The following is a 17,764-nucleotide window of genomic DNA, read 5'->3' as shown; positions in this document are numbered from 1 at the left end:
ATACTACGACGGACGGCTCTTCTCCACCTGCACCAACTTCCCGCTGGATCTGCTTTTTTTGCGCGACGACGATATTCCGGAATATGTCGAGGAAGGAGTCACCGACCTGGGCATCGCGGGACTCAACATCGTCCACGAGTACGACTCCAACGTGGTCCAGCTTGAAAAGCTTGGGTTTTCTGGATGCCGTTTGTGCATCGCCGTACCCAAGCGCTCGGGCGTCAGCGACGTCAAGCAACTCAATGGCAAGCGCATCGCCACTTCCTACCCATCCTCCCTGCAACGCTATCTGCGAGAACGCGGACTGGACTGCGAGATCGTCAAGATCAGCGGATCGGTGGAGATCACTCCCAGCCTCAACGTGGCCGAGGCCATCTGCGACCTGGTGTCCACCGGCAGCACCCTGCGCCTCAACGACCTGGAGCCCATCGAGACCATCTTGCAGTCAGAGGCGGTGCTGATCGGCAATCCCGACTCCTTCAAGGACTCGCGCAAGCGCGAGCTGATCGAGAGGCTGCGGGTGCGGGCCCGGGGTACGCTCAAGGCCCGTAACACCAAGTATGTGATGATGAACGTGCCCAACGCCAAGCTTGAAGAGGTTGAAGGCATCTTGCCGGGCATGAAGTCGCCTACCGTGATGCCGTTGGCCCATGACGACATGTCGGCCGTCCACTCGGCCGTCCCCGAAGAGGACTTCTGGGACGTCATCGAGCGGCTCAAGCAAGCAGGCGCAGAGGATATCCTGGTGGTGCCGGTCGAGAAAATGGTGCTCTGAATGTTGAAACGATACGTACTGCGAGACCTGAGCGACGGCGACGTTGAGCGGCTGTGCCTGCGCAATCCGCTGCAGGACGCCGAAATCATGCGCCGCTGCCAGGATATCTTCGAGGCCGTGGCCGGCCGGGGCGAGGACGCGCTGCGCCAGTTCACCCGCGATTTCGACGGCGTGGAGCTGGACGAGATCGAGGTCAGCGACGGGGAGAGGCGGGAAGCTCTGCGAGAAGTCTCGCAAGAGACCTGGGAAGCCCTGCGCAGCGCTGCCGACAACATCCGCTCCTTTCACAAGGTGCAGGCCTGGGAAGAGCCCCGGGTCGACATCGGCGAAGGCATCGAGTGCTGGAGAGAGACGCGTCCCATCGAGCGGGTCGGACTCTACATCCCGGCGGGAACCGCTCCCCTGCCCTCTTCGGTGCTGATGCTGGGTGTCCCGGCACGGCTGGCGGGATGCGCTCAGGTGGTGATGTGCTCGCCTCCCCGCAAAGACGGCTCGGTGGCTCCCGAAGTCCTGGCCGCAGCCGAACTGATCGACGCCGACGCCGTCTACAAGCTGGGAGGAGCCCAGGCCATCGCCGCCCTGGCGCTGGGCGCGGGCTGCGTCCCCCGCGTGGACAAGATCTTCGGACCCGGCAACCGCTGGGTGCAGTCGGCCAAGCTGGTAGCCTTTCAGTACGGGACGGCTATCGATTTGCCGGCCGGTCCCAGCGAAGTGCTGGTGGTGGCCGATGAGGAGGCAGAGGCCCGTTTCGTGGCCGCCGACCTGCTCTCTCAGGCCGAGCACGGCAGCGATTCGCAGGTGGTGCTGGTGAGCGACAGCGAAGAGCTGATCAGCGGCGTGGCCTTGCAACTCGACGCCCAACTCGAGGAGCTTCCCCGCCGGGGACTGGCCGCCGATGCGCTTCGGCAGAGCTTCGCCGTCCTCTGCGACGACCTTGAATCGGCCATCGAGTTCAGCAACCGATACGCCCCCGAGCACCTCATCCTCAACCTGCGCGAAGCCGAGCGCTGGGCCGGATGCGTCCTCTCGGCGGGCTCGGTTTTCCTGGGTCCCTGGACGCCCGAAGTGGCCGGAGACTACGCCTCGGGAACCAACCACACCCTGCCCACCTCGGGCGCCGCCCGGGCCTTCTCGGGAGTCTCTCTGGACAGCTTCATCAAGAAAATCACCTTCCAGCGCATCGAGCGCCGTGGACTGGAGGCTCTCTCGCCCACCCTGCAGCAACTGGCCCGGGTGGAAGGCCTTGAAGCCCACCGGCGCGCCGTCTCGCTGCGCCTCGAACAGGACGGAGGGGCGCCATGAGTTCTTTCGACCTGAATGCCCTGGTGCGCCCCAACGTGCGCACCCTCAAGCCCTATCAGTCGGCACGCGACAGCATTCAGAGCGGGGTGCTGCTGGACGCCAACGAAAATCCCTACCCGGTCCTCAAGGACGGCATCCAACTCAACCGCTATCCCGACCCCAACCAGGCCGAGCTGCGGCGGGCGCTGGCCGATTACGTCGGGCTGGACGCCCCCAACGTCCTGGCCGGCGCCGGATCAGACGAAGTGCTGGACTGGATCTTCAAGGTCTTCCTGCAGCCGGGCAAGGATCTGGCCGCCATCCTGGAGCCGACCTACGGCATGTACCGGGTGCAGGCCGACATCATGGGGGTGGAGGCGGTCGGCCTCAGCCTGCACGGCGAGGATTTCAGCTTCTCGGCCTCACGCTATCTGCAAGAGGCGCCCCGGAAAGCCAGGGTGGCGTTTCTATGCTCGCCCAACAACCCCACCGGCAACCTGCTGGAGGGCGAAGAGGTCCTCAAGCTGTGCCGCGACTGGGGCAAGATCGTGGTGCTGGACGAGGCCTACGTCGAGTTCGCCGACCGGCCGTCGATGGCTGCTCAAGTGCGCGCGCATCCCAACCTGGTCATTATGCGCACCCTCTCCAAGGCCTTCGGACGGGCCGCCATCCGCCTGGGGTATGCGCTGGCCTCGCCGCAAATCATCGAGTACTTCCGCAAGGTCAAAGCTCCCTACAACCTCAATGCATTGACCCAGCGCCAGGGCGTCCTGGCGTTGCAGGAAGGGCCCTCGCGACTTGAGAAAATCCTCAGCGAGCGGAGCCGCCTGCGCAGAGCCTTGCAGAATATCCCGGCCGTGGGACCCATCTTCGCCTCCCAGTGCAACTTTTTGCTCTTCAAGGTGGCGGACGCTTCTCTGCTCTGCCGCAAGCTGTTGGAGCGCGGAGTGGTGGTGCGCGACCGCTCTTCCATGCCCGGACTGGCCGACACCATCCGCGTCAGCATCGGACGTCCCGAGGAAAACGACCTCTTCCTCCACGAGTTCAGGCGTCTGGTGGCTCCCGAGTCTGCGACGGCCGCCGCCAGCCAAGGCAGGCAGCCCCCAGGAGGACACCATGCGTAGCGCTGAAATCAGCCGTCAGACCCGCGAAACCCAGATCGGCCTGCGCCTCGACCTGGACGGCAGCGGCGAGTCCCAAATCGATCTTCCGCTGGGATTCCTCAGCCATATGCTCGACTTGCTGGTCAAGCACTCCCTCGTCGACCTCAAGGTGAGCGCCGCCGGCGACCTGGGGGTCGACGACCACCACCTGACCGAGGATCTGGGCATCGGGCTGGGACAGGCCATCCGGGAGGCGCTGGGCGACAAGCGGGGCATCCGCCGCTACGGATTCTTCATCCTGCCCATGGACGAGGTGCTGTGCCAGGTGGCCCTCGACCTGGGAGGGCGCTATGCCTTCGCCAGCGACTACCGCCCTCAGCGCGAGCAGGTGGGGGACCTGTCCACCGAGATGGTCAACCACTTCTTCGCCTCGCTGGCCAACCAGGCGGGCATGAACCTGCACATCCGCCTGCTCGACAGCGGAGAAAACGAACACCACCGGGTGGAGGCCATTTTCAAATGCTTCGCCCGAGCCCTGCGCGCCGCCCTGGAACCCGACCCGCGCCTGGGACAGGAAATACCGTCCACTAAAGGAACGCTATGCTGACGCAACGCCCAACTCCCGATTTGCAACTCACAAGTCTCCCCGAATGCATCTGCGCCTGGGACTTGGTCTTTGCAAGTTGTCAGTTGCCGGGCCGGAGGCTGCGATGATCGTCGTCATCGACTACGAAGCCGGCAACCTCTACAACGTGGCCAATGCCCTCACCCATCTGGAGCAGGACTTCCAGATGTCGGGCGACCCCGAGGTTGTGAGCCGGGCTTCCCGGGTGATCCTGCCTGGAGTGGGCGCCGCCGGGGCCGCCTGCGATTCGCTGCGGCGTCAGGAACTCGACGACGTCATTCTCCGACTCAAGGTGCCCTTCCTGGGCATCTGCCTGGGACTGCAACTGCTCTTCCGGCGCAGCGAAGAGGAAGACGCTCAACTTCTCGAGCTGCTGCCCGACACCGTCCACCGTTTCGACTCCAGCCGCCTCAAGGTCCCCCACGTGGGATGGAACGCGGTTCAAATCACGCGCGACGACCCCCTTTTCGAAGACATCGGGACGGGAGCCTATTTCTATTTCGTGCACAGCTATTTCGTCCCCTTGCAGCCCGGCACCATCGGGCAGACCACCTACGGAGGCCCGTTCTGCTCGGCGCTGCGCCACAACAACTACTGGGGCGTCCAATTCCACCCAGAACGCTCCGGCACCCAGGGTCTGCGCCTGCTCAAAAACTTCCTGGAGGTGAAATGCTAGTCATACCTGCCATCGACCTGATCGGGGGACGCTGCGTTCGGCTCTATCAGGGCGACTACCAGCAGCAGCGGACCTACTCGGAAGCGCCCGTCGACCAAGCCAGGCTTTTCGAGTCGGCGGGCTTCAGGCGCATCCACGTCATCGACCTGGAAGGCGCCCGCGAGGGCAGCGGGGTCAACCGCGAGGTCATCGGCCAGATCGCGCGGGGGGTGAAGATCCGCGTCCAGACGGGAGGCGGCATCCGCAGCGGAAGCGACGTCCAGCAACTGCTCGACAGCCGGGTCAGCTACCTCATCCTGGGCACCTCGGTACTGGAAGATCCCAAGACGGTGGCCCAGTGGATGGAGCGCTGGGGCGAGTCCTCTTTTATCGCCAGCCTCGACCTGCGCGACGGCAAGCTGAAGAGCCACGGATGGCTGGAGGAAAGCGACGTGACCCTGGAACAGGCCGTCGAGCGCATCGAGAAGCTGGGCTTCCCCGAGATCATCTGCACCGACATCGCCTCGGACGGCACCTTGCAGGAGCCCAACTACGCCACCTATGAGAGCCTGCGCGAACTATTGCCGACGGGCGTCCTGCTGCTGGCCGCCGGAGGCATCAGCGCCCCCGCCCACGTCACCCGCCTGCAACAAGCCGGCGTCTCCGGCGCCATCGTCGGCCGCGCCATGTACGAAGGCGACTACTCGCTGGAGGAGTGGGCTGATGCAGGTTAACCGGAGGTATTCATGTTAGCCCGCCGCATCATTCCCTGCCTCGACGTCGACGCCGGACGCGTCGTCAAGGGCACCAACTTCGTCAACATCCGCGACGCCGGCGACCCGGTGGAGCTGGGACGCCGCTACTACGACGAAGGCGCCGACGAACTGGTCTTCCTCGACATCACGGCCACTCACGAGCAGCGCAAGACCATGCTGGAATGGGTGCGGCGGGTGGCGCGATCCATATTCATCCCTTTCACCGTGGGCGGAGGCATCCAGTCGCTCGACGACATGCGTGAACTGCTGCGCGCCGGAGCCGACAAGGTATCCATCAACTCGGCCGCCATCAAAAATCCCGACCTGGTGCGCGAAGGGGCCCGGGCCTTCGGCTCGCAATGCATCATCGTGGCCGTGGACGCCAAGCGGCGCCAGGACGACTCCTGGGGCGTCTTCACCCACGGCGGCCGCCGCGACGCCGGATCCGACGCCCTGCAGTGGATCGTCCAGGCCGAAGAGCTGGGCGCCGGCGAAATCCTTCTCACCTCGATGGACCGCGACGGCACCCAGGACGGCTACGACCTCGACCTCTTAGGCCGCGTTTCCGAACTGGTGCGCATCCCCGTCATCGCCTCCGGCGGCGCCGGTTCCCCCCGACACCTGTTAGAGGGCTTGCGCGACGGCAAAGCCGACGCCGTCCTGGCCGCCAGCATCTTCCACTACGGCAAGCACTCGATCGCCGAAGTCAAAGACTACCTCTCCCGCCACGGAATCCCCATCCGCCCCATCCGGGAGGCGAGTTGATGCTGGCAGAAGCGAATGAGGGCAGGTGCTATTTGTGTTGAACGAGAGTCCGAGCTCGCTGAAGGCGGGCAATTCACTAGCCCAGGGTGGCGCCCGCGGCAAGCGAAGCGCAGCAAGGGCAGAACCCTGGGTTCAGATCCCAGGGAAAACAAACCCTTTAAGGGTGCAATAAACTAGGCTGCGAGATCTTCCAAATGACCAAAAGCCTCATCAATACCCTGGCCTGGGACAAAATGAACGGCCTCATCCCCGCCGTGGTGCAGGACGCCCGCACTGGACGCGTCCTCATGCTGGCCTACATGAACCGTGACGCCCTGCAAAAAACCCTCGACACCAACCAGGTCACCTTCTATTCCCGCTCCCGCGCCCAACTCTGGACCAAGGGCGAAACCTCGGGCAACACCCTGACCCTCATAGAAATCCGCCCCGACTGCGACAACGACGCCGTGCTGGTCATCGCCGAACCCGCCGGCCCCACCTGCCACACCGGACGCACGTCCTGCTTCGGCCAGGACGCCGACCACACCGCCTTGGAGTCCCTGGGCGAACTCGACCGCCTCATCCAACAACGCCACCGCGACCGACCGCCCGACTCCTACACTACAACTCTCTTCGAAGCAGGCTTAGCCAAGATGGCCCAAAAAGTCGGCGAAGAGGCCGTCGAAGTCGTCGTCTCAGCCCTGGAAGAAGAATCCCGCACCATCGAAGAGTCCGCCGACCTCCTCTACCACCTGACCGTCCTCCTCCGCTCCCGCGGCCTCTCCCTGACAGATGTCGCCACCACCCTCTCCCACCGCCGCCACCCGAAATAGTCTCTTCTTGCCCAGCTTCTCACCTTCTTGAAGAGTCCCTTAGAGTAAATGTTCGCGAGCAGGCACGATCACCCTCTCAGTGGCCTTGCCGAGAACGAAACCTAGTAAAGAGGCGGTCATTGGATCAAACATCGTAAGAACCTCAAGGAGAATATCTTGAACGAATCGCCTGATTCTATCAGAGGTACGAAGCGCATCAGTCGCCCATAGGATCTCTGCCATTCTTGCCGGACCACCGGTGCTATACTGCTCACTTGGAGGTAAAGCCATGGAAGTGCCGCTGACGAAGGAGCAGAAGCGTGAGCTGGCGGAGAAGGCTGATCGGCTCAAGGTGAAACCGGCCGATCTTGCGGCGGCCGCTATCCGCGATTTTCTGGGCCGCATGGATTCCGACTTCGAAGCGGCAGCGGACTACGTGCTGAAGAAGAACCGCGAACTGTACCGCCGCCTGAGCTGATGCGATTCCTCACCCTCCGCGAGGTCCAGCATCTCCAGCAACAACTTATCGAGGAGAGCGGCGGGATTCACGGAATCCGCGATGCGGCAGCACTGGAGTCCGCCGTGGCCCAGCCTCACATGAGCTTTGGCGGCGAAGACCTTTACCAAACCCTGGAAGAGAAAGCCGTCGCTCTCGGCTTCTCTCTAATCAAGAATCATCCTTTCCTGGACGGCAACAAGCGCATCGGACACGCAGCCCTGGAGACCTTTCTGTTCCTCAACGGCCACGAGCTGAGAAGCCCTGTCGACGAGGCTGAAAAGGTCATTCTGGCCGTTGCGGCCAGCGAGATGGGGCGAAACGACTTTCTGAAATGGGTCACGAAGTGCATTGTTGAAGTCCCCGGCTGAGAGAGAAGGATGGTCCATCGAGTGTTCTGGGGTGTGCGTTGACGTGCAAGCGGAGATCGCCTAGCATCGCCTGACCGAACCAGCTCGACTCTTGAACGGGGGATTTGTGTGATGAAGTATGCCACTTTGGTTTGCATTGGATTACTGCGCAACCGGAGGGCGAATCGGAGGAATAGAATCCGAAGCGCGGAGAGCCGCGGCGGGAAGGCGGGCCGTGGATGGGCGGTGCAGGATCAGGGAATTCAGGACAGGCTGAAGGGCTGGTTCGGGCTATCGGGGGGGGGGCCGGGCTGATTGTGCTCAACAGCATGATCGGGGCCGGGATTTATGCGCTGCCCTCGGCGCTGGCGCCGCTGGGGCGGTGGGGACCCTGGATGTTTATCCTGGCCGGGGTTGCCATGGCCGCCGTGGTCATCACCCTAGCCCGGCTGGCCACCTACTTCGAGCGCACCGGGGGGCCCGGTTCTCTCGGCGCTGGTTTCTACTGTGCTGGCAGTGGCCGGATTCTATGCCCTCATCCAGTGGGTCTATCTCTCCCTGGGCAATGCCGACCTCGGCTTGCTGGCCTTCGCCGCCATCGGAACCATCTTCTATGGACTGGAACGCCGCCAGCCCAGGGCCTGAAACGCAACCGATCCAAATCCCGTTGACAGGGGCGGCGCAATGGCCTAGCATCGGGCCTCAGAGCAATTCCTAAACAAAATTCAACCCAAGGGGGAGGCACTATGAGGTACGTTGCTTGGATTTGCGCGATGTTGCTGCTGGCGGGGTGTGCGGCGCCGGCGGAGGAAGAAGGGCTGGATCCTGCGGAAGTCAGGCAGGCCCTCGATGCGGTCAATAGCCAGTTCGCTGAGGCCTTCAACAACCATGATCCGGATGCGCTTGTCGGACTCTACAGCGAAGACGCCACGCTTATGCCCCAGGGCGCGCCAGCCGCTCAAGGAAGCGAGGCCATTCGGCAGTTCTTCGCGGATCTTTTCGCAAGCGCGAGCCCCTCGGACATGACGCTGACCATTCAAAAACTCGAGATTCACGGCCAGGTCGCGGTAGATGTCGGCCAGTTCTCGATGAACCTGAATCCTCCCGGACAGGATGAGCCTGTGCTGGAGGAAGGCAAGTACGTAGTGGTGTGGAAGCAGGACGAAGGCGGAGCGTGGAAGCTCTACATCGATATCTTCAACTCCAACAGCATGCCGCCCGCTGCTGAAGAGAGCGAAGACGAGTCCGAGTAGCGGGTCGTCGAATCGGTCCAGCAAACGGGAGATGCGAGATGGCAAAGGGGGTCAAAGTGTGCCTGCAGGCTAAGTGTGCAAGTTTGCCGCAGCGGATGGTAGCCGTGGCGCTGCTGGCGGCGGTGATGGGAACGGCGGCCCTGGCCCAGCAGAACCCCAGTCCCGCCGATCTGGACGCACGTTTCGATGAATTGGCGGAGATGACGGCGGTTGAGATGAAGAGCCTGGGGGTGCCGGGGGCGGCCCTCGGCATCATGTACCAGGGCCGGCGCTTCACCCGGGGCCTGGGCGTCACCAACGTCGATCATCCTCTCACCGTTACCGACGAGACCCTCTTCCAGATCGGATCCATCACCAAGACTTTCACCGGCACCCTGCTCCTGAGCCTGGCTGAAGAAGGCAAGCTCGATCTAAACGCGCCGGTTCGCCGCTACCTGCCCGACTTCCGCGTCTCTGACCCGGAGGCCAGCGAGAAAGCCACAGTCCGCGACCTGCTCACCCACGTAGGCGGATGGGAGGGCGACGTCTTCGAGGGATACGGCGAGGGCGACGATGCGTCCGCCCGCTACGTCGAGGCGCTGGCTGAGGTGGAACAACTGGCCCCGCTGGGGACGGTCTGGTCCTACAACAACTCGGGTTTCGTGGTGGCGGGACACGTTGTCGAGGCCGTCACCGGAGACACCTACGAGGACGCACTGCACGAGCACGTGCTCGATCCGCTGGGACTGGAGCAATGCTTCATCCGCCCGGCGGACGTGATGACCCATCGATTCGCCGTCGGCCACGGCGCAGGCTCCTCGGGAGCGCGCGTGCTGCGCCCCTGGCCCATAGGACGCTACGCAGCCGCCGCCGGCGCCTTGGCTTGCAGCGTCCGCGACCTGCTGCGCTATGCCCGTTTCCACCTGGGCGAAATCGAAGCACCCGAAGTCCTGGCAGCGGAAGCCCTGCAGCGCATGCACCGGCCCATCCTCACCAAGCACGGGTCCCAGGCCCGCATGGCGCTCACCTGGCATGTCGACAGCGTCGAGGGAGTCGACCTGGTCTCCCATGGGGGCGGCACGCTGGGACAGATCTCGATGCTCACCCTGGTCCCCGAGCGCGGCTTCGCCTTCGCACTGCTCACCAACGCCGGAGGCGGCGGCCAGCTCACGCGCCAGATCCGCCGGGCGGCCCTGGAGTCGTTCCTGGGATTGACCGTAACCGACCCCGAGCCTATCGAAGCCGCAGAGGAGCGCCTGCGCCAGTACGTCGGACGCTACGTACGCCCATTCTCCGACGTTGTGGTCACGCTGAATGACGGCAAACTGCTGGCCCAGCTCATCCCCAAGAGAGGATTCCCCAACCGCGAGGCGCCCGTTCCGCCGCCGCGGCCGCCCTTTCCCGTGGGGCTCTACCGCGAAGACGGACTGGTCGTCCTGGAGGGTCCCCGCAAGGGCTCCACCGCCGACGTCATCCGCCTCGAGGACGGCTCCATCGGCTGGCTGCGCATGGGCGGACGCATCCACCGCCGGGTGGAGTGAACCGGCCAGGCTGACGGCAGCATGCGCCATCCCCGATTCCCTCCTCATCGGAACTCTCGCCGAAACCGATACGTCTGAATAGGTGGACCCATCGGGAAAAGCTGTCCGCTGCGATTGAACGGAGACGGGTTGAAAATGTATCCTAAGTCAGTGCGCACACTGGCCGCCGAAAGGGAACTCGCCAATAAGCTGGAAGCCCTGCAAGCCTCGGTCGAGAAAGTCATCCGGGGCAAGCACGAAGTGGTGCGCCTGGCGCTGGTGACTCTGCTCTCCAAGGGGCACCTGCTCATCGAGGACGTACCGGGCGTGGGCAAGACCACTTTGGCCCATGCTTTGGCCCGCTCTTTCGACTGCACGTTTCAGCGCATCCAGTTCACTTCAGACCTGCTCCCCTCCGACCTCACCGGCGTTTCCGTGTTTAACCAGTTGGAGCGCCAGTTCGAATTCCGCAAGGGCCCGCTCTTTGCCAACGTGGTGCTGGCCGACGAAATCAACCGCACCACGCCCAAGACCCAAAGCGCCCTGCTGGAGGCCATGAGCGAAGGCAAGGTGAGCGTCGACGACCGCACCCATTCCCTGCCCCAGCCCTTCATCGTCATCGCCACCCAAAACCCCATCGAGCACCACGGGACCTATCCGCTGCCCGAATCGCAGGTGGACCGTTTCATGATGCGGCTGCGCATCGGCTACCCCGGACGAGAGGACGAAAAGCAGATCCTGCGCTCCCAGATCACCTATCAGATGGCCGACCGACTGATTCCGGTGATGACGGCTGAAGAAGTGATCGCGGCCCAGCAGGCGGTCGACAAAGTGCAGCTCTCGGAAGAACTCCTCGACTACCTGATGGCGGTGGTGGAGGCCACCCGGCGAAGCGAGTACCTGCAGTTGGGCATCAGTCCGCGGGGAGCCCTGGCCCTCTACCGGGCGGCCCAGGCGGCCGCCTACCTGGCGGGACGCGAATACTGCGTCCCCGACGATATCAAGGACCTGGTGGTTCCGGTCTTCGCCCACCGCGTGACCGTCTCCCCCAAGTACTCGTCACCCTTGGATGACAGCCAGGAAGCCGCATCGGTGATCGAGAACCTGCTCAAGAAAATCCCGGTGCCACTCTGAAAATCATCCCAGGCAACGCTTTCCCGCGAAAACGGCGAGGAGGCCCCGTGGAATCCGCCCAGACAGCAGGCCAAGCGTCCCAGCAGAAGGAGGCTTCCGCTTCCAGGCGCAGCCTGCGCTCGGTCATCCTCCCCGCTCTCTATCTGTTGATGGCCGTGCTGCTGGCCGTCTTCAGCAACTATGCCAACCGCAACGGACAGTTCCGCATGTCGCGCGTCCTGGCCATTTTGGCCCTGCTGCTGGCCGTGGTGGTGTGCGTGACCCTGGTACCGCGCCTGATTCAGAAGATGCGGGGAGAGGGTTTCCGCACAGCTCATACCTTCCGCGTCACTCAACGGGGAGCTCTCTACCTGCTCACCGTGCTGGCCATCGCCTTCGCTTCCTTCAATACCGGAAACAACCTGCTGATTCTGGTGCTCTCGGTGTTGCTGGCTTCGCTGATCGTGTCGGGAATGGTGGCCAACGCCATGCTGCGCAAGCTCAAGGTCAGCCTTAACCTTCCGGCGGCCATCCACGCCCGCCAGAAGGTGATCTTCTTTCTGTCCTTGGAGAACCTCAAGAAGCGATTGCCCACTTTCGCCCTCCACCTCAGCGGACGCTTTTCCTTAGCCGGCGGCCAGGGCTCGGCCGAAGTGCAGGAAACCGCTTTCCCGTTCATTCCTCCCGGAGGGAACGCCAGCCTCCGCGTCGACTGCCGCTTTCCCAACCGCGGCGTCTACACGGTGGAGCGCTTCCAGGTTCACACCTCTTTTCCCTTCGGATTCTTCACCCGCGGACGCTCCATGGAGGTGCAGGGGCAGGTCATCGTCTATCCCGCCCGCATCGACCTGGACGCCCTGTGGATGCACTTTCCCTTGCTGCGTGAAGGACTGCGCGAAAGCAACCGCAAGGGACTGGGCGGCTCCCTCTACAACATCCGTCCTTACCGCAGCGGAGACATGGCCCGCTTCGTTCATTGGAAGGCTACCGCCAAGCAGGGGCAGTTGATGGTCAAGGACTTCGCCCGCGATGAAGACCGTCCTCTCAAAGTGATGTTTTCCACCTATCTGCCCTCCCGCGACCAGGAATCGCTGCGCTGCTTCGAGGACGCGGTGAGCTGCATCGCTTCGCTGGCCGAGCGTTTCTACCTGCGGGGCCGCCGCTTTAGCTTTGACTCGGGAGAATACCAGTCGGTGCTCAAGGGGTCGATTGGCGAGTACGAAGCGCTCATGCAGTATCTTTCTCAAGTTGCGCCCGCCTCCCGCAAACGGCTGCGGGCCTACGAGGCTGAAGGGACCGCCATTCTCTTCGCCGCCGGCAAAAGCGAGCAAAGCGATGGCCTGACCTGCATCGACTACCTGCGGCTGCCTCCGCTGGCCTCAGCCGATGCCGACGAGGTCTCGGCGCGGGACGAAGAGGCCGATAAGGCCCGCCAAGAAGATGCTGACGACAGCCCCGAGTCCTCGCCCACAAGGGCTGTAGCGTTTAAGCCGCGACCTGGGGCGGGAGTGTGAGAAACTGGTTGAGCCCATGTTGAGCCGCAACGGAAACCGCTACAGCGAATCAGCCTGGTCACAGGAGCAGACCTTCCAGTTGGCCACCTGCCTGCTCTTCCTGTGCGGATTCGCCACGCTGGTAGTCTCTCAGGCCGTCAGCCTGGCCCTGGGGCTGATGGTGGTGCCGCTGGTGTTCTTCAGCTACAAGATGGGTCCGCGTCCGCTTTCCCTTGGACGCCAGGTGCTGCTGCTGCTGGCGGTAGTGCTCTTCATGCTCCTCGACTACCTGCTGCTCTCCAGCTTCGTGGAGGGTACGGTTCATCTGCTCTTGCTGGCGGGATTGCTCAAGCTCTATGGGAGAAGCAACGACAAGGACTACTCGATCGTCTATCTCATCTCGCTGGGATTCCTGCTGGTGGCCTCAGCCTACACGATTTCCGCCGTTTTTCTGGCCTCTCTGATGATCTGGGTGACGCTGGCCATCTTCACCCTGCTGCTTTTCGAGAGCCGCAGGGCTTACCGCGACAATGCGGGAGCCGCCTTTTCCCTGACCAGCTATCTCAAAATGACGGCGGGGGTGGCGTTGCTGATCGCACTTATCGCCATCCCCATCTTCGTACTTATTCCTCGCACCAGCCTGGGATTCTTTCCGCCCGACCATAACCCCAACCAGCAACTGAGCGGATTCTCCGATCACGTCAATCTGGGCGACCTGGGACGCATCATTGAAAACTCGGCCACCGTCATGAGGGTGCAGGTCGACCGTCCGCCCGGCGAGCTTCCTCCAGACCTGAAATGGCGCGGGATCACCCTTTCCGGGTTTACAGGGCGGGGATGGGTCAATCCCAGCCAGAACCGCGACCGCCTCAGGTGGAGCGAAGAAGACCAGATCTTTCTGGTCCCGCGATCGCGGCGGTCCCAGGAAGACCTGCTGCGCCAGCGGGTGGTGACCGAGTTGCCCAGTCCCATGGTTTTCGGCGCCTCGCCGGCGGTGGCGCTGCGCAGCGGAGCCCGCTTCCAGCGTTTCTTCTACGACCAGTCGCTCAACCTCTACCGGGCCAGCGCCCAGCCGGGATCCTATACCGTCTTCTCCGACCTCATCTCGCACCGGGAGCGCATCAACGCCGCCCGCCAAGGACGCCTGCCGGACCGATTCATGCGGCCTTACCTTCAGCTCCCTCCCAACCTGAACAGCCGCATTCGCGACTTGGCCCAAGACATCTCCTTCGGCGAACGCAGCGACCTGGGCAAGGCCCTGCTCATCGAGGAATACCTGCGCGGAAACTACGGCTACTCGCTGGAAAACCGCTCGGCCCTGGCCGACGATCCACTCACCCACTTTCTCTTCGTGGGCTTGGTCGGACACTGCGAGTTCTTCGCCACCGCTCAGGCCGTCATGATGCGGACGCTGGGGATTCCTTCGCGGGTGGTCAACGGTTTCCGCAAGGGCGAGTACAACGAGTGGAGCGGACACTTCGTGGTGCGTCAGTCGGACGCTCACAGTTGGGCCGAAGGTTACTTTCCCGGAGCCGGATGGGTGGAGTTCGACCCCACGCCGCCGGCCCCCGTCAACGCTTCCAGCTATCCCGTGCGCATGGCCGGCCAATTGCTGCAAGCACTCGACATCTTCTGGAGCGAGATCGTCACTTTCGACCAGATGAAGCAGATCGGACTCATCCAGTCCGTCATCATCTCGCTGCGCAGAGCCTTGATCTGGCTGCTGGAGACGCCGCAAGCTCTCAAACAGCTCCTGAGCGCCTGGTGGAAGGGCATCCACGCCCGCTACGACCTGGCCTTGCAGGCCTCCTTTTGGCTCCTGCTGCTGAGCCTGGCCGCCTGGACCGCCTATCGCTACCGCCGCTACCTGCGGGCCTTTCTCAAGAAACGCATCCTGGGCAGCCACACCGCCGAGATCGCGCCTGAGTACTACCTGGAGATGCTGGACCTGCTGGAACGCAAAGGACTGCCGCGCGAAAGCTGGGAAACGCCGGCCGAATTCGCCGCCCGCGTGGGCCGGCGCCTGGGATCAGCCGCCCCCTCCCGCATCACCCAGCTCTACTACTCCAGCCGCTACGGACGACAACCGCTCTCGGAAGAGGACTTCTCGCTAATCCAGGAAAGCCTGCGCAGCCTGCGAGCCTTGGCCTAACCTGAACGGCGGCTTCCCGCATCAGAATGAGTACTTGATGGCGATCTCGATCTCGCGAGCCTCGTCGGCGGAAAAGATCTTTCCGAAAACCGAACTGCTCAAGTCGCTGTCGGGCAGGCCGAAGTTGACGTGGTTGAAGGCGTTGAATAATTGCACACGCAACTCCAGCACGTCGGAGTCGCTGATGCGGGCCCGCTTGGAGAAAGCCAGGTCCCAAACCTGCCGGCCGGGACCGTAAAGGATGTTGCGACCGGCCGTCCCGAAGGGGCCTGCCGCGGGGGCGAAGATGGAGGTATCGAACCACTCGTCCACGTTGGGCGTGAAGCCGGAGCGGGTGGAGCCGACCAGGTCGGGACGGTCGCCCGAGAGTCCATCGTTGTTGGGATCGCCGGAAACCGTGACGCTGAAGGGACCGCCGCTGCGCAAGCGGGTGATGCCGGAAATCCGCCAACCCTTGACCAGAGCGCCCCACAGTCCGCCGGCGTTGCGTCCCAGAGGCAGGTCCCAGAGATAGTTGATTTCGAAGACGTGACGGGGACCGTTGAGGGCCCGCTCGGCGTCCAGGTTGCGCGGGTTGGCGGGATTATCGGTCAAGTCGTTCATGCTGTTCTGCCAAGTGTAGTCGGCGGTCAGCGAGAACCCGTCTGAGAGCCGACGTTCTACCTCGACCTCCAGGGCATGGTAAGACCAGCTTCCGCCCGAAACCTCGATGTTGAAGAGCCCGAATTCGGGGTTGGGACGGCGAGGCTGGATGTCGCCTTCTCCAGGCAAGGGTACGTTTGAAGGCAACGACCTCCACCAGCCCAATCCCCGCGACCCTTCGTAGCCCGCCTCCACCACCCAGCGCTGGATCGGCTCGGCTTGCAGCCGCAGGCCCCATTCTTGAATGTAGGGCGTGCGGGCGTTGGGCTCGATGCCGTGAAAAGTCAGCTGGCGCTGGGTGACGTTTTGGAAAGGATCGGAAAGCTGCAACTGGGGCGTCTCAGAATCGGAACGGGCCAATTGGGAGAAGAAGAAAGGAAAGTTGCGCCCCAGATTGCGGATGAAAACGAACTCGCGGGGCGGATCGTGATCGATGGAATAGTTGGCCCGCAGCACGAACTGCTGATTTCCCCAGGGCGAATAGGCGATGGCGATTTGGGGCGAGAAGTCGTTGCGGTCGGGCAAGACCAGTCCGCGCTCTCCGGCGTCTTCCAACCCGAAGGCCAGCGCCTGGGGAGATCCGGCCAGCACCACCTGTCCGTTCAGGGGCGGCTCGAATTCCAGAGGCAGAAAGGTGGAAATGTTGTCGGCCCGCGACTGGTAGGGACGGAAGAAGTCATAGCGCAGGCCCAGGGTCAGATCGAAGAGATCGTTGATGCGCCAGCGGTCGTTGACATAGGCGCTCCAGCGGTAGGTCTCCAGATCGATGCGCTCGCTGCCCCTGGCCCTCTCGGCCTGTATGGGGAGGCCCAGCAGGAAGTCGGCGAAAGCGTCTCCGGTAAACCCGCCCGAAAACTCGAACTCGCCCCGGATGCCGTCTCCCGTGCGGTTGTTGAGAGGCTGGATGACGGTGTAGGAGCCGCCGAACTGCAGGTTATGGCGTCCGGCCACGTAAGTTGCCGCGACTTCGCCGCCGAACCGGGTGTTGGCGCTCGCATCGGGGCTCCCGCCATCGCCGAAATCGACGTATCCGGGCAACTCGACGTCGGGAAAGCCCTCGTCCTCCGGACCTCTTACACTAACCCCTTGAATGCCGAAGGAATCGTGCAACCCCACCCGTCCGGCGTTGACGGACAGCTCGCTTCTGACCGTGCGGCGGAAGAACACCCCTCCCCTAAAGGACAGGCGCGGACTCACCGTCTGGCTGTAGTCGACCGAGGCCTCTTGCTCGCGCCGCCTTTCCAGGGTCTCGAAGGGACGCAGTTCCTCCACCTCGTTTCCGTTGTTGTCGCTGAAGCTGTAGTTGCCGAAGATCTTGGATTCGTCGTCGAAGCGGTAATCGGCCCGGATGGAGAAGGAGTCCTGATTGGTAATATTGGGCAGGTTGTTGACGTAGTTGCGGTCAGGATCGCTCAGGTTGGGATCGGGCAAGACCTGCATCAAGGCCACGGCGGAAGGATCGAACCGCTGGCGGGGAATGCGGTTGCCGGGAAACGGCTGACCCGTGATCGGATCGATCACCGTCACGCCCGAAGCGGAAAAATCTCCCGCTTTCTCCAATACCGTGGGCACTCGGGAGATGAGCGTTGAACCGCGGATGATGCGCAAACCGTCATAGCTGCCCAGCAGCGTCAGATCCTCGGAGAAAAACGAGGTGCCCAGGTTGAACCCGAACTGGTTACGCTTGAACTCGGGCAGCGGCTGCCCGACGGGATCGAAGAAATTGCGGGCGTCAAGATTGTCGTTGCGGTGGAACTCGTAAACCGACCCGTGGAAGCGCCGCCGCTTGCGGGCCGGGAAGAGATTGACGACTTCGCTCAAAGAAACCGAGGAGCCCGAAGGACCGGGCGGAGCAATGCGCAATTCGGCGATCTCCTGCAAGGCCGGGTCGTCCTCGAAGGACTCATTGCGGCTGGCAACTTCTTGTCGCGGAGGATCTTCAGCAGCCCACACCCCGGCGGCTAGCAAGCACCAGAGCGAGGCCCCAAGAGCTATTTGTCGTAAGGCCACCTCACC

The 17,764-nt window shown here is 63.1% G+C and carries 17 protein-coding genes; 16 read left to right on the top strand and 1 reads right to left on the bottom strand.

The features are described from left to right. From hisG to VLU25_12375, 16 genes are all read left to right on the top strand, one after another. The coding region (gene hisG, locus VLU25_12450; GenBank protein ID HSR68740.1) for an ATP phosphoribosyltransferase at positions 1–775 on the top strand (775 nt) is incomplete at its 5' end. Further along, positions 776–2,077 carry a histidinol dehydrogenase gene (gene hisD, locus VLU25_12445; protein HSR68739.1) on the top strand — a complete coding sequence of 434 codons (1,302 nt, stop codon included), beginning with the start codon at positions 776–778 and terminating at the stop codon, positions 2,075–2,077. It abuts the gene before it with no gap. Next, positions 2,074–3,180 carry a histidinol-phosphate transaminase gene (hisC, locus tag VLU25_12440; protein ID HSR68738.1) on the top strand — a complete coding sequence of 369 codons (1,107 nt, stop codon included), beginning with the start codon at positions 2,074–2,076 and terminating at the stop codon, positions 3,178–3,180. The genes hisD and hisC overlap by 4 nt, the downstream gene beginning before the upstream one ends. After that, the gene (hisB, locus tag VLU25_12435) at positions 3,173–3,766 is read left to right on the top strand and encodes an imidazoleglycerol-phosphate dehydratase HisB (GenBank protein HSR68737.1); all 594 of its coding nucleotides are present in this window, start codon (positions 3,173–3,175) and stop codon (positions 3,764–3,766) included. Before hisC ends, hisB begins: the two co-directional genes overlap by 8 nt. A 103-nt stretch (positions 3,767–3,869) precedes the next feature. Continuing rightward, positions 3,870–4,460, top strand: coding sequence for an imidazole glycerol phosphate synthase subunit HisH (gene hisH, locus VLU25_12430; GenBank protein HSR68736.1), 591 nt, complete (start codon positions 3,870–3,872; stop codon positions 4,458–4,460). Further along, positions 4,454–5,173 (top strand): 1-(5-phosphoribosyl)-5-[(5-phosphoribosylamino)methylideneamino]imidazole-4-carboxamide isomerase, encoded by a 720-nt coding sequence (hisA, locus tag VLU25_12425; GenBank protein ID HSR68735.1) that lies wholly within the window; start codon positions 4,454–4,456, stop codon positions 5,171–5,173. The genes hisH and hisA overlap by 7 nt, the downstream gene beginning before the upstream one ends. 12 nt (positions 5,174–5,185) lie before the next feature. Next, positions 5,186–5,959, top strand: a complete 774-nt coding sequence (gene hisF, locus VLU25_12420) for an imidazole glycerol phosphate synthase subunit HisF (protein ID HSR68734.1) — start codon at positions 5,186–5,188, stop codon at positions 5,957–5,959. A 194-nt stretch (positions 5,960–6,153) separates the two neighbouring features. Continuing rightward, positions 6,154–6,771 carry a bifunctional phosphoribosyl-AMP cyclohydrolase/phosphoribosyl-ATP diphosphatase HisIE gene (gene hisIE, locus VLU25_12415; GenBank protein HSR68733.1) on the top strand — a complete coding sequence of 206 codons (618 nt, stop codon included), beginning with the start codon at positions 6,154–6,156 and terminating at the stop codon, positions 6,769–6,771. Positions 6,772–7,039: 268 nt separating this feature from the next. Further along, positions 7,040–7,228 carry a DNA-binding protein gene (locus tag VLU25_12410; protein HSR68732.1) on the top strand — a complete coding sequence of 63 codons (189 nt, stop codon included), beginning with the start codon at positions 7,040–7,042 and terminating at the stop codon, positions 7,226–7,228. Beyond that, positions 7,228–7,617, top strand: coding sequence for a type II toxin-antitoxin system death-on-curing family toxin (locus VLU25_12405; protein ID HSR68731.1), 390 nt, complete (start codon positions 7,228–7,230; stop codon positions 7,615–7,617). Before VLU25_12410 ends, VLU25_12405 begins: the two co-directional genes overlap by 1 nt. A gap of 495 nt (positions 7,618–8,112) precedes the next feature. Further along, a complete protein-coding gene (locus tag VLU25_12400) occupies positions 8,113–8,241 on the top strand; it encodes a hypothetical protein (protein HSR68730.1) in 129 nt (42 codons plus the stop codon). A gap of 128 nt (positions 8,242–8,369) precedes the next feature. Continuing rightward, positions 8,370–8,849: a DUF4440 domain-containing protein gene (locus VLU25_12395; protein HSR68729.1), complete on the top strand. Its 480-nt coding sequence runs from the start codon at positions 8,370–8,372 to the stop codon at positions 8,847–8,849. A 95-nt stretch (positions 8,850–8,944) separates the two neighbouring features. Beyond that, positions 8,945–10,369, top strand: a complete 1,425-nt coding sequence (locus VLU25_12390; GenBank protein ID HSR68728.1) for a serine hydrolase domain-containing protein — start codon at positions 8,945–8,947, stop codon at positions 10,367–10,369. Between the two features lie 135 nt (positions 10,370–10,504). After that, positions 10,505–11,482 carry an AAA family ATPase gene (locus VLU25_12385; protein HSR68727.1) on the top strand — a complete coding sequence of 326 codons (978 nt, stop codon included), beginning with the start codon at positions 10,505–10,507 and terminating at the stop codon, positions 11,480–11,482. Between the two features lie 47 nt (positions 11,483–11,529). Then, positions 11,530–12,975 (top strand): DUF58 domain-containing protein, encoded by a 1,446-nt coding sequence (locus VLU25_12380; protein HSR68726.1) that lies wholly within the window; start codon positions 11,530–11,532, stop codon positions 12,973–12,975. 16 nt (positions 12,976–12,991) lie between these two features. After that, positions 12,992–15,106 carry a DUF3488 and transglutaminase-like domain-containing protein gene (locus VLU25_12375; protein ID HSR68725.1) on the top strand — a complete coding sequence of 705 codons (2,115 nt, stop codon included), beginning with the start codon at positions 12,992–12,994 and terminating at the stop codon, positions 15,104–15,106. A 21-nt stretch (positions 15,107–15,127) separates the two neighbouring features. On the opposite strand, the gene VLU25_12370 is transcribed toward VLU25_12375, so the two are convergent. After that, positions 15,128–17,758 carry a TonB-dependent receptor gene (locus VLU25_12370; protein HSR68724.1) on the bottom strand — a complete coding sequence of 877 codons (2,631 nt, stop codon included), beginning with the start codon at positions 17,756–17,758 and terminating at the stop codon, positions 15,128–15,130. Positions 17,759–17,764: the final 6 nt, after the last annotated feature.

Source organism: Acidobacteriota bacterium, assembly GCA_035471785.1.
In the GTDB taxonomy this organism is placed as follows: Bacteria; Acidobacteriota; UBA6911; order RPQK01; family DATIPO01; genus JANQFM01.
The sequence above is the reverse complement of the archived record's forward strand: the minus strand, read 5'-3'. Positions and strand labels throughout refer to the sequence as shown.

Bases quoted from the DNA above. Each gene is read 5' to 3' on its own strand.
- hisD (HSR68739.1), top strand. From the start codon at position 776: ATGTTGAAACGATACGTACTGCGAGACCTGAGCGACGGCGACGTTGAG.
- hisC (HSR68738.1), top strand. From the start codon at position 2,074: ATGAGTTCTTTCGACCTGAATGCCCTGGTGCGCCCCAACGTGCGCACC.
- hisB (HSR68737.1), top strand. From the start codon at position 3,173: ATGCGTAGCGCTGAAATCAGCCGTCAGACCCGCGAAACCCAGATCGGC.
- hisH (HSR68736.1), top strand. From the start codon at position 3,870: ATGATCGTCGTCATCGACTACGAAGCCGGCAACCTCTACAACGTGGCC.
- hisA (HSR68735.1), top strand. From the start codon at position 4,454: ATGCTAGTCATACCTGCCATCGACCTGATCGGGGGACGCTGCGTTCGG.
- hisF (HSR68734.1), top strand. From the start codon at position 5,186: ATGTTAGCCCGCCGCATCATTCCCTGCCTCGACGTCGACGCCGGACGC.
- hisIE (HSR68733.1), top strand. From the start codon at position 6,154: ATGACCAAAAGCCTCATCAATACCCTGGCCTGGGACAAAATGAACGGC.
- VLU25_12410 (HSR68732.1), top strand. From the start codon at position 7,040: ATGGAAGTGCCGCTGACGAAGGAGCAGAAGCGTGAGCTGGCGGAGAAG.
- VLU25_12405 (HSR68731.1), top strand. From the start codon at position 7,228: ATGCGATTCCTCACCCTCCGCGAGGTCCAGCATCTCCAGCAACAACTT.
- VLU25_12395 (HSR68729.1), top strand. From the start codon at position 8,370: ATGTTGCTGCTGGCGGGGTGTGCGGCGCCGGCGGAGGAAGAAGGGCTG.
- VLU25_12390 (HSR68728.1), top strand. From the start codon at position 8,945: ATGGTAGCCGTGGCGCTGCTGGCGGCGGTGATGGGAACGGCGGCCCTG.
- VLU25_12385 (HSR68727.1), top strand. From the start codon at position 10,505: ATGTATCCTAAGTCAGTGCGCACACTGGCCGCCGAAAGGGAACTCGCC.
- VLU25_12375 (HSR68725.1), top strand. From the start codon at position 12,992: ATGTTGAGCCGCAACGGAAACCGCTACAGCGAATCAGCCTGGTCACAG.